This is a genomic window from Bacteroidota bacterium (assembly GCA_016699695.1).
In the GTDB taxonomy this organism is placed as follows: Bacteria; Bacteroidota; Bacteroidia; order Bacteroidales; family UBA10428; genus UBA10428.
In genome coordinates this window covers 2,978,496-2,991,312 of the sequence record CP065006.1, presented here as the reverse complement: position 1 = coordinate 2,991,312, position 12,817 = coordinate 2,978,496, and the positions used below count along the sequence as shown (strand labels likewise).

General features: G+C 45.2%; 6 protein-coding genes. 1 reads left to right on the top strand and 5 read right to left on the bottom strand.

The window, feature by feature from the left end:
* Positions 1–54: 54 nt before the first annotated feature.
* From IPM71_12555 to IPM71_12545, 3 genes are all read right to left on the bottom strand, one after another.
* Entirely contained in the window at positions 55–1,104 is a 1,050-nt protein-coding gene (locus IPM71_12555) for a gliding motility-associated C-terminal domain-containing protein (GenBank protein ID QQS50404.1), read from the bottom strand.
* A gap of 41 nt (positions 1,105–1,145) precedes the next feature.
* On the bottom strand, positions 1,146–2,075 hold the full coding sequence (locus IPM71_12550) for a hypothetical protein (protein ID QQS50403.1): 930 nt from the start codon (positions 2,073–2,075) through the stop codon (positions 1,146–1,148).
* A gap of 258 nt (positions 2,076–2,333) precedes the next feature.
* Complete coding sequence (locus IPM71_12545) at positions 2,334–10,022, bottom strand: hypothetical protein (GenBank protein QQS50402.1); 7,689 nt, start codon at positions 10,020–10,022, stop codon at positions 2,334–2,336.
* Between the two features lie 181 nt (positions 10,023–10,203).
* Between IPM71_12545 and IPM71_12540 the strand changes: the two genes are divergently transcribed.
* Entirely contained in the window at positions 10,204–10,989 is a 786-nt protein-coding gene (locus tag IPM71_12540; GenBank protein QQS50401.1) for a DUF4382 domain-containing protein, read from the top strand.
* Between the two features lie 69 nt (positions 10,990–11,058).
* Here IPM71_12540 and IPM71_12535 read toward each other — a convergent pair whose 3' ends face one another.
* Together IPM71_12535 and IPM71_12530 are read right to left on the bottom strand one after the other, a co-directional pair.
* A complete protein-coding gene (locus IPM71_12535) occupies positions 11,059–12,450 on the bottom strand; it encodes an NAD(P)(+) transhydrogenase (Re/Si-specific) subunit beta (protein ID QQS52837.1) in 1,392 nt (463 codons plus the stop codon).
* A 42-nt stretch (positions 12,451–12,492) separates the two neighbouring features.
* Entirely contained in the window at positions 12,493–12,813 is a 321-nt protein-coding gene (locus tag IPM71_12530; GenBank protein QQS50400.1) for an NAD(P) transhydrogenase subunit alpha, read from the bottom strand.
* Between the last annotated feature and the right edge of the window lie 4 nt (positions 12,814–12,817).

Below are 12,817 nucleotides of genomic sequence, written 5' to 3'. Positions count from 1 at the left end.
CACTACTTTCTCCCTTCTAAAATTGACTAAACAACATGTGTGTTGTTTCATTTTTTAGCGAACAAGGTTTACAGTGCCGGTAATGGCCTCAAATCCGGCATAATTTAGTTCCAATACAAAGAAATAGGCATCCATAGGCATGGGTCGTCCTTTTGAGGTACCATCCCAAGGCTCTCCAGCCACATTTTTGGAGCGGTATACCAATCGACCCCAGCGGTCGAACACTTCCAGCACTGCATTCGGAAACTGATCCATTTTATGGTCGCGCAAAATAACCCAGGTATCGTTCTCACCATCGCCATTGGGAGTAAAAGTATTGATCATACCATCGAAGATACGGGCCAGACTGCAAGGAAATACCAGCATAGTATCGTACCCGGCACATCCAAATTCGTTGGTTACCCTAATACGAATGGTGTCGGTGTACTCGTTCTGCTGATAAATATAAATGGGGTTGTTAACAAAGTTATCGGTATTGGTGGTCCAGTTGTAGGTAACAAAATCGCCGGCATCAAGCACCAACGGCTCCTCAGCGTTACAAAAAACCGTATCGTTGCCCAGGGTTACTACTGGTGTGGGGTTGGAGACAAACTCAACCGAATCGTAGCGGGTGCATCCCAGGCCATCGGTTACCAATACCCAGATATTTTCAGTAGTATCGGCTGTATAGAATGAATTGGTACTTCCATCGTGCCATAAGTAGGTGGGCACTCCAAAGTAACTGCCGGAAGCATCAAAGTCGTACGATTCTCCTTCGCAAATCTCGTAATTATCAACACCCAGGTCTACATCAGGGGCCTGCACTACTACATCGCCCATTACAGGAAGTCCGAGACAACCTGCAGCAGACAATTCTACTACCTCCATCTGAAAATTACCGGTGGCATATCCCCATTCTACCAACAACGAATCTGTGCCACCTCCCTGCACGATAATACCGCCAGAAAGGGCCCAGATAAAGGTAGAACCAGGCAAGCCGGTAACACCATACAAATGTCTGCTTTGAGCACAGACAGTCCCCAAATCTGAGGACTGTCCGGTGCTTTTGGCAGATAGTATGCTTAATAAGGTAATAACAAGTGCTATGTGTCTGATTAAGCCCAAAATGAGAAATGTATTATGAATACGATTTGCTTTTTTGGGAATTAATTAGCCCACAAGTTCGAAATGTGATAAATAGGTCCGGTAACCGGTACTGGGTTGACTGTAATCACAAGAGTTTCAGCAGTGGTATCGTACCAAGTCCATCCAGTAGCTGCTTGAGTTGGGTTTGCTATATAATCACCTTTACGGCTAATGCGGTCGGTTACACCGCTAATGGTATAGGTATAACGGGTAGGATAATCAACTCCATCAGTAATACACACAAATCCACCCGCAGGCAAAGTAAGGTCATGGGTAGTACCTGTTACCGCTTGCTGATTACCGGCAGTTCCCAGATAAGGTTGGGTTAGAGCAGCAATGTTACCCCAGGTACCATCGCCATTTTGGTTAGTATCGACAGTGAGTGCATATTGTATCTGAAAGCTTGGGGTTGCAGCAAGAACAGCGTTAGCCAAGGTTGCTTGTGCATTGTCGGTACCTAAACGAAGATCTGTTTCGCAAAGATTAAATGGTGCAGCGGCTGAACCAAATATTCCACCTCCATCTGCTGCTGTAAAAGTAACAGTAGAACCAGGAATCACTTCGATGGTAATGGTTTGTCCGCCATCGTCGCAGGATAAGCCTGTGTTGGTTTCTACAACAGTAGTAGTGTAATTACCAGCGGCAGGAGCTGTAAACAGAATAAAGTTTTCGTTCGCTGCAGCTTTAGTAAAAGCTGCTTGGGCAGAGGTCCAGGTCCAGCGTTGGTTTACACCAAGGTTAGTATTGGTGGCAGCATCGTAACTTGGAGAAAAAACAGGGTCGGGCAACACATAGTAACGCATAGTTACACCGGTTGTTACCGTGTCAATTTCTTCAGGTCCACCTACTACTGCCTCAACATAGTCAGTCAGGATTTGTGCATTCACGCTAAGGCCAAAGAAAGTAATGGCCACTGCGGTAAGGACTTTTTGTGTAATTCTTTTGTTCATAATACCTATTTTTGGTTCAACAATAATGATTTACTGTTTTTATTATTCTTTCCTTTTTACTGGGTGAACAATAAAAGGTTACAGCGCTAATTAAATTTAAAGAATATTTTAGATTATTCAGCTCTTTTTTTTTACTAAACTGTTAACTTTTATTTTTTCTCAGAACTATTAAGATAAAAGTAACGTAAATCTCCCTCGCATGTATGGGTAATATTACTTATATGCAGGATATATCTACTCATTTCTTGCATTCTGGCTTTAATTTTCCCATGTGTTGCTAATGTGGTGTGCCGGTCCGGTTACCGGAAGCCTGTTTATTGTGACCGAAAAAGAGTCGGTACCAATGCAGACCCCATCGGTCTCTTCGATACTTATTGTAAATACCCTGGAGAGGGTACCTGCCGGAACCAGGTTGCTCCACAGAACATCCATGGAATTTAAGCCTTGCGCTGTTTGCAAGCTTCCACCTGTTACCGACCATAAAAAAGTATTGGCGTTAGCCGGAGTGGTGTAGGTATCGACAGACTGCTCACACGACACGGCTGCTCCACTTATAAGCGGAGTTGGCACTACCCTTATCACCTGCGATACAGGCACAACCCCCAGGTTGGAATTACACCCTGCCGAACTGGTAACAACTACATCAATTGTGGTTGTACCTACCGGCAAGGTAGCCGTAGTGTAGGTGGCAATGGTACCCGATTGCACTTCCAGGGCTGCTACATAAAAAGCATAGTTAACCCCACCACCCGCTGTAAACACAAGTGTTGTGCCTTCGCAGGATGGGTTTTCTGACGAGCTGAGCGTAGGAATGGGCGTTGCATTAACTGTTATTACTGCATCTGTGTTTCCAACCACAATACCCGCCGTGGGAGTGGCATCGCTCACAGCCGTGAGTGTATAGGTGGTAGTAGTTGCAGGTGTCACAGTATGCATATGCGGACTGGCTGCAGCTACGTATGTCGACCCGTTGAGTGTATAGGTCCAGGGTGCTGTGCCACCTGTAAAGGCAAGCAGAAGGTTGGTCGATGCTCCGGAACAAATAGCCACATCGCCGCTCACGATAGAGGCAGTAATAATGGTTATTGCCTGGCTCGAACCAAGAGTAATATATTGATAGGTATTGTAATTGATGTTGGAATTACACACGATATTACCACTGGTTGCTGTTCCGGTAATGGTATAAGTGCCTCCTACCTGAACCCACTGAGTACCATTCCATCCGACTATAATCAGGTCGGAAAGGTTCGAAACTGCATTGGCCACATCGCTGGAGCCATCGAGGTAAAGTTTTACTTCAGCCTGGGCACCCCCTGCTACGTCTACCGACCAATATTCGGTCTGGCTAACCGTATTGACTCCGGTTCCCAAAGCACTACCCAGGGTGGTTTGCGGGTTGCTGAAAAAATATTCAGTCGACACATCGGTATCCACCCCTGTAATGCCAGTGATGTCCAACACATCCATCAAGCCAAAATTTCCGGATTTACCTACCGGGAAACTGAAATCGTCACCACTGCTCATTACTTTCGTAAGCGGACCATTGATGAAGGCAGAAGCAGAACCGGCTGCCGGAGAAATGGCCGATGTTACCCCAATCCGCAGGGTATCGGTGGCCGATGTAGTAACGATGCCGTTTGTAAGGTAAAGGGTGCCGGCTATGTTTACCGTACCGGATGAGATGGTGATTCCTCCCGGATTATTTACTACCATCGAATGCAACTCATTGGCACCTGTGAAGAAACCGGTAATGTTCTGGTTTACGGTCGAAATAAACGAAATGCGGTTCGCCAGGTCTGTGCCGGCATCGAATGCACCGTTGACCCTGATCAGGTCGCCCCGAAGGGAAATATCCTTGTTGTATTCATTTTTTACAGTAAGGGAAGAGAGGCCATCGATGCGGAAATCGCCATTGAGCTCAATGTTATTGTTAGGTAGCCGGCGCAATTCAGAACCACTGAAGGTCACATTGTTCATCAGTGCCTGTCCGGCCATGGTTTCGTAGGTAGTAGTGCCTCCATACTCAATAGTTCCTCCTGCTGCCGAAAAGAATTGATCATATACCCCGGCAGGAATGCTACCATTTTGGGTATAGATGGAACCTGTTCCGGTTACTTCTCCAAAACGATGCCCGTAGGTAAGGTTTACCTCCACCCTGCCAAACACAGCAGTTGAATAAGATGAAACAAAATTAGATGGAGTATTTACCGTATGAGTAGCATTGATACGTGTAATGGCTCCACGCGGACCACCGGCTACATTGGGGGTCCAGATCGTTCCGGTAGGCCAGGTGCCAGAGGTATTGGTCTCGTAGGCAGGTACCTGGTCGGGAATGGCTCCATTAAATGATGAACCATCGACACCAGCAGTATAATCACCGCTGATCTGATTGTCATCAACACCTGTAAAATCGAATACCAGCCACTCGTTGATTTCATCCACCTTGTCCACATCGTCGAATTTGTTCCAGTTTCCCGAACCGTCGTTTAACAGGCGGGCGGTGATATAGTCGTAAACGTCATAAGGTGCAGTCACCTCAACATCGCCGGGTTCGTAATTAAAATAGGCTGTAGCACTGAATCCTGTAATATCCTGGGCCCTTAAAACCCAATGGTATTGCAAGACATTATCGGCATCGACAATTTCGGGGCTTGGGGCTTCACTGTCTTCCTGAATGCTTGGGTGCAGTTCATCGGCAGCCTTTACAGTAATATAACCTGTTGCACTCGCATTGGCACTGATATCGAACGTTACCGGAGTATATTTTCCACCCGAACCAATAGGGTAAACAAAAGTGCGAGCTCCCGAAGGCAGGTATTTACGCACTCCATAATCGGTAAACGACACATTGGTCTGAATCATGTTGGTAGCAGAAAACGGGTTGTCCTCTTCGATTACCGCATTTACCGTGAGTGTAAGCAGGTTACGACCAATGGCAAACACGCCTGAGCTAAGCTTAAGGGTGTCAGTAACCGTAAAGTTATTCCCCAGAGGTAAAAATACACCCGCGGGGTTATTCACGGTAATCTTTCCAAATACACCAGAACCGGTCAGATCCTGCTCGGTAGTGCCATTAAAGTAAATACCTTCTCCGCCCTGGGCACCATGCAGGTGGGTACCATCGAAGTTACAGTCGCCCAGTAGGGTAACCGTGTTCGAACTATCGCGCAGGCTACCTGCCTGTATATCGAAGGTGTTGGTAACCGTAATGGCTGCATTCCGCAGGGCTAGCCAGAGTTCGGTGGAACTGGTTTTGGTGAGGTTATAAAATGAAGTATTGCCCACAATACGCTGGTTACTAATACCACTGAAAAAAGTTGTATTTCCGGCAGGTACAAAATTACCGCTGTTATAGAGGTTTCCGCCGAGAATAAGATTTAAACCGTTGGCATTAAAAGTAGCCCCCGACTGAATGGTGAGATCGCCCAAAAGAGTGAGTGGAACAATGTTCTGAATTACTGTTGGATTGTTTCCGCTGCTGTTATTCACTACTAAATTCTGAAGCGCAGGCACTGAATAAATTCTCATGCTCTGTGCGGCAGGGGTGGTGGCATTTCCAAAGGTAATGGTAGCGCCGATACCAATTGTTGTGTTAGTCGGATCGAGGTACAAGGCCGGAGCTGCTGGGGCTGTCTGTGCCCTTACAATGGTAATGTTAGCTCCTGCAGCCTGAGTAAAACTACTGCCTGTGTTCAGCACCTCCAACAATCCGCGACGGTTTTCGGGGGCATTGGTTTCGCCTATCACCACCGTTGAATTGGCATGGTTCTGTGCAAAGGTCAGGATTCCATCGTCGGTAATGGTATTGCGGCGTATTTGCGAACCCACACGTAGGGTACCCTGGTCGATCTGAATGCTGGCCGACCCGGAGGCTGAATACCGGATGTAGTTGTTCGATCCCCCGTTGAGCAACCACTGGCTGTTATCGCCCACACGCATCAGACCATCGAGAAAAATACCCGTATTGGTTCCCGAGGCACGCACGGTAGCATTTTGTACCGTGAGACTGCTGGTTGAAGGGATGGCAAATTCAGCTCCTCCGCTTGTAAGAGTAATATCGGTACCTGAACCTAATATAATTAGGTCACCACTAATTAGCTCCAAGGCCTTTGAACCCCCGTTTGTGGGTCCCAGTAATCGAAAGTCGTTATTGAATGTAAAGGAATACCCGACAAGTTTTTCTATAACCAAGCGATAAAGGTCTGTAGCAGGTACACCAGTTTTGCTAAAAGTGCTATTTTCTTCACCGTTTAAAGTTAATACTGCATTATTGGCAGTTCCGGTTCCATTATACAAATCAAGCACACCAACTCCTTGTATAATATCGCCAAAAACTATTAACTGATGTTCTAGGCTTGTTGGAGTAGTATTTACAACCTGCACCTCGCGATAACTTGTTGGCACATAAGCTGCAGCCGACTTAGTAAAATCAAGATCGCCTTCGATTGAAAGTATACGATTTACACCTGAGGTAGGAAACTGTATTTTTGCATCACCCCAATCACCAATATAACAGTTACCTGCAACACTGATATCGCCAGCTGCACCGCTGTTCAACAATAAAATGGAGTTACCTCGTGGATTTAGGTTGTATTTGACATAAATATCCTGCGGAAATATCAAACGAAAGCCTGCAGTATTAGTTTCGGTTGCCAGGTTTGGAAATATAACCTGACTAGTAGGCATCACCACATTATCGTTTTCCGCAACAAATAGGTACCAGCTATATTTTTGGTCTGCGAATTCACCAAAATCACCTGTTACTGTTGGATTATTTGCATTACCCCACCATTGAGTGAACATTCCAGTACCAACTACTTTTCCAAAACCAAAGTTAAAGTTTCCATTAATTTGAACCCGTGGTATATCTTCAAAACCATTAGCCCCTGAAGTTGTATCATGCACAAACTCTAGCCGACCAATAGTGAAACCTGCTGAGGTGGCATTTATTCGATGTCCCCTTCCAACAACACAAACATCCGTTGCACCCGGAAGTGCCCCTCCCGGCCCTCCTCCACTTAGAGGTGGCCCATCATGTGAAGTGAGCGACCACGTCGATTGAGCGTGCCAGTTCATAGCAGCGGTACCAACAATCCATTGGGGACCTACACTATATAAGGTCCTTCGGTTATTAAACTGTCCGGCATTTCCACTGGTAAACTCACCATCTACAAAGCCAAAGCTTGTGTGATTGAATCGTACAATATTATTTGGACCTTCGACATCTGTTCTATACCATTCGCTGCCAATCAAACCATGATCTCTATGTGGACCTGCCTTTGTAAGTCCGGTTGGAAGATAAAAACGGTAAATAACTTCCCCAACAGGAACAGCATCAAAGCCAGATTGTTCTGATACCCAATAATAAGCTAATGCCCCAGCAGGAGCACCTGGGTGAATTGAATTTACTGGTGTTACTCTTACAGTTCCTGAATATGAAGTTGCCCCAAAATTATAACCATCGATGAATATTTCTGCACGGGAATATCCTGTTGGTGAACCAACAGGTATTGTTGCAACAAGGGTATTTGCTCCATAATTTCCTGTGAGTGAAAATGATACGGTTAGTCCTTTGTCTGATGCATTACCGGCTGTCTGAAAGTATCTTGTTGCAGAATATCCTGATATAGTGCCGATTACAGTCAGATTATAAATATCGAGCACAAACATCCCATTGGTTAAAGTTACATTGGCACAATTAATATCGCTCTGAAGAATTGCTCCATTTGCATCATCGAGTTCTATGTGGCCAAAACTTTGTTCCTTTAAAGCAGATCCACTTAATATATGTTGAGAAGATCCACCGGTAAGTTCAATTCTGCCAGGCGAAGCGGCGTCAGCAATAATTTCGCCATCCACTATTTCAATATCTCCATTCAAAGCAAGAGTATATCGATAGGTATTCAGGCTTCCCCTTGTTATTTTGATATTATTCAAGACAGTTAAAGCTGTATTTGCAGCAGCTCCAGCAAGTTCGGAACGACCTGAACTGGATAGCTGGGTTGTATAGAAACCAGAAGGATTAACTTTATCTTTCTCTATGGTTAAATTATAGAAAACAAGATCAGATGGTGTAGTTGTATTAAGGATATTTATCAGAGAGTTTCCGGCTCCTGTAAAATAGGTTGTATTATTACCATGGTTAAAAGTTGCCCCATCAGAAAAAATAAAATCACCCCCTATAAAAAGATCAAAGGAATTTGCGGAAAATGTTGACGTCCCATCAACAGATAAATCGTTCAGCACCTTAAGCGGACTGTATTGCACCACCGTAGTGGCATTGGTAATAGTAAAGTTGTACACCGTGGGAATGATATACACTTCCGTAGAAGCACCTACATCGCAAATCACCTCGCCCCCTGTAACATAATAATTCCCTTCGGCACATTGAATATCGATAGCCCCATAAACATACCCGGTTTGTGCCTGGGCAAAAAGCTGACCACCCGACATGCTAAAATACATATTCGGGTCATTCAGGCTGAAAAGGGCTGCTGTACCGGAAATTTCTCCATTGGCCCGGGCCCTGAAAATACCCCCCGATTGCACATAGCTGTAATAACCTGTGCCGGCTGCACCCGATAACCGGAGTTGCGAAATAGAGATTTCGCCTCCGCTGATTTGTACCGAACCTGCAGCTTCGGGGCGATAGATGAGGCCGGCACTGTTAGCCGTAGAAAAGAAACCATTCTCAACCACCAGGTCGCCATAGACCGAAACTCCCTGGTTACCAGTATTTACATCAATATTCAAAGGTTGCGTATGAGAAAAGCCAGTCCATGAAAATCCTGTCTGGGCAGTAGTGTAAACCTGCACATTTTCGCCATCGAGTACCAGGGCCGCATTGGCACCAATCGACCAATCATTGCCCCCTTCAGAAAGAGAGGGTATCACAATCTCGCCCTTTAGACGTAAAGTGCCTGCCTGCACCCACAAGGCTTTGTCGTGTTGCGGATGTGCCACGGTGCGAGTATAAGCGGCTGAATTGGGCCCGAACAGAGCAAAATAAGCTTTATTGTGCACATAAAGAGAAAGCTCATAAGTTTTGTCGGTGCCCTTGTTTACATGCAAGTTGTACACGTCGGTAGTATTGTACACTTTAAAGTAATTGTCGGCTGCTCCTGTAAAATGAAGGGTTACAGCCCCTGTGGTTGTCTGGTTTAAGTAATCGGGCACTGTTTGGTTGGTTAATCTCACTGCTCCATAACTCACAAAATCGCCCCCGATGTAAAAATCGTGAAAACGGTTGTTATAATTCTGTGCCCCATCATAGGCATTTCCGGTGCCTACGCCAATGGAAGCATCGGCAGAAACTGTTACATTGCCTGCCACATTCAGGTCGAGCAGTGCAGTTGATAGGTTGTTGTTGATTTTAAGCCGTCCCTGAACGAGCGACAAATTGCCATTGATGGTATAATTATTTAAAAGAATGACGGAATCGGTAGGATTGTCGAGTTCTATTTCTACATCATAGAAAGTACGGGCAGCAGACAAGGTATAGTTGGCCGAGTCGAACACCACAGTTCCCTGTCCAAGACCAGCAGAAACAAAATGGCTCGCATCTCCAGCCGGAAAGTTATCGGCCTTGAGCACAATTTTACCACCACCCCGAATTTCGCCAAAACTATGTCCGGTGGTAGCATTTAATTCAATTCGACCGTTCACAGTAAGTCGGGCATTGTTTTTACTATTGGTAGTAACCAGCACATTGTGCCCCGAATTGACCACCACCCGATGGCTGGTACCTGTAACCGCAGTGGTAGGAGTATAATTGCCCGGATTTTTGGGCAGCGAACCCGAGGGGTCAAGTGTCCAGATTGTGGGGTCGTCCCAGTTGCCCGAAGCCAGTGTGTACCAAGTGGTATCCTGCCCATAGGCTGAAAAGGTCCATAAAAAAATAAATAAACTCAGGGAAACTATCCTTTTAATCGATTGAAAATATGTCATACACACTAAGCTTTTAAAGGCTGTTCCTTTATACACAGTCGGGAAAGAAAAGTTTCTAAATTTCCGAAAAACATTTTTAAACTGAATATTATTAAAATACTAAATACTAACATACTAATAATTTGGAACACAAGTCCTTGTTACTGCTATTTTTTTGTACCTTTCAAACAAATTTTAAATCATGAAAAATTCAATATTCTTAATGCTCGTGGCAATTACTGTTTTTGCCCTATCTTGCGACAAAGAGAATGATGATAATGGAGCTGGAAAAGCTACCCTTCAAGTGAGCCTTACCGATTCACCAGCCGAATACGATGCGGTGTTGATTGAAGTAATCGACGTGCGCATTAACCATTCAGAAGACGAAGAAGGATGGGTAAGCCTTGGCAATGTGCAAACCGGAATTTACAACCTTCTTGAGCTTACAGGAGGAATTGACACCCTGATAGCAATTTCGGAAGTGGATGCAGGCAAGATTGGTCAGATAAGGCTGGTTTTAGGAGAGAACAACTCGGTGGTCATCGATGGCGACACAATAGCCCTGAATACACCCAGTGCACAGCAATCGGGCTTAAAAATCAATGTACACGATACGCTTGAGGCTGGTATTACCTACAAGCTTTTGCTCGATTTCGACGCTTCGAAATCGGTTGTGAAAGCCGGAAACTCAGGAAACTATAACCTTAAGCCGGTAATCAGGGCCTATCTCGAAGCCCAGGACGGAGCCATCAGAGGAAATCTGGCCAATTCGGTGCATGCCGTAATAACTGCCATTATCAATGCCGATAGTGCAAGTACCTTTACCGATTCTACAGGATTGTTTTTTATTGGTGGACTAACTGCAGGAAACTACCAGGTGGCCATTGATGCCGATTCGGGTTGGAGCGATACCACACTTACGAATGTGGTGGTAAGTAATGGAATGGTTACCGAACTGGGAACCATTACTTTGTCAGCAGAAGAATAAGACTTAGAAACCATAAAAAAGAGCGCGCCTCAAGATTTGGGGCACGCTCTTTTTTGTTGTATGCTAAAACTATAAATTCTTTATCTCGCTTACAAGTTTTTGCAGCGTCTCCTTGGCATTACCAAAAAGCATACGGGTTTTATCGTTGTAGAAAAGATAATTTTCGATGGCAGCATAGCCTTTTCCCATTCCCCGTTTCATCACAATAATGTTGCGGGCTTCGTGGGCTTTGATAATGGGCATCCCATAAATCGGACTGGAGGGGTCGTCAAGGGCGGCAGGATTTACCACATCGTTGGCACCAATCACAATTACCACATCCGTCTGGGGTAGCACGGGATTGATGTCGTCCATTTCTACCAGTTTATCATAGGGCACATCGGCTTCGGCGAGTAATACATTCATGTGGCCCGGCATACGCCCTGCCACAGGGTGGATGGCATATTTCACTTCCACACCTCTGTCGCTAAGTAATTTGTCGAGGTCGCTGCAAATATGCTGGGCTTGCGCAGAAGCAAGACCATAACCAGGCACAATCACCACCTTTTGGGTGTAGTTCAGTAAAACTGATGCATCGGACAAAGATATCTCGCGCATAGTGCCCGCTACCTTATCGCCAGCAGAGGCATGACTTCCTCCAAAAGAACCAATTATGACATTAATAAGTGAACGGTTCATGGCACGGCACATCAAAATGGTAAGTATAGTACCGGCTGCACCTACCAGAATACCACCCAAAATCATGGCATTGTTGGCATAAATAAAGCCTGCCATGGCTGCGGCAATACCCGTAAGGGAATTGAGCAGGGAAATAACCACAGGCATATCGGCACCGCCAATGGGCATTACAAAGCTGATTCCATAAATAAGCGAAAGTGCAAACAACAGATAGAACAGAACCATCATGTTGGACGAGGGTGCCGGATCGATTGAAATAAGTACCACAGCCACTATGATGAGGGCCAGAAACAAGAGGTTGATATAGGTAAGAGATTTGTAAAACCAATCGCCTACCTTGCCATCGAGCTTTCCATAAGCAATCATGCTTCCACTAAAGGCTATGCTTCCGACAACCATCCCGAGTATGGTGACCAACGTCGAAGAATTCTCAGGGTTGCCAAACTCGATAAAAGATACCAGTGCAGAAGCCAGTCCGCCGGTAGCATTGTAAAAGGATACCAGTTGCGGCATCGCAGTCATTTTCACCCTTCGTGCAATGATTGACCCAACTACAGTAGCCAGCGAGATGACTACTACAATCAGAATGGCATTCGCGAGCGGAATGTATTGACCTTGTTCATTCTGGTAAAAAAATAGTGTGGTAAGCATAGCCAGCACCATTCCTGCACCAGCCCAAAAGTTTCCTTTACGCGATGTATCGGGTTTGCTCATTAATTTAAGCCCAATTACAAACATAATGGCTGCAAGTAGGTAACTATATTCGAGCAACAATTGTATTATTTCGTTATGATTCATCTTTTAGTTGAAATTAAATAAGTAGCCTTAGTTTTTAGGTTTTTTCTTTTTAAACATTTCGAGCATACGGTCGGTAACCACAAACCCACCTGCCACATTGAGCGTGGCAAAAAAAACTGCCGATATACCCAAGATAAGTTTTGCATTGAATGAGTTTAAATCGACATGTCCCAACAAAATGATTCCACCAATGATAATTACCCCGCTGATGGCATTCGCACCAGACATCAGAGGAGTGTGGAGCACAGAGGGCACATGCGAGATTACCTCTATACCGAGGAAAACCGACAGGGCAATAATGAATATCTCTTGCTGGTAATTTTTTAAAAATTCAAGTATCAGTTCCATCTCA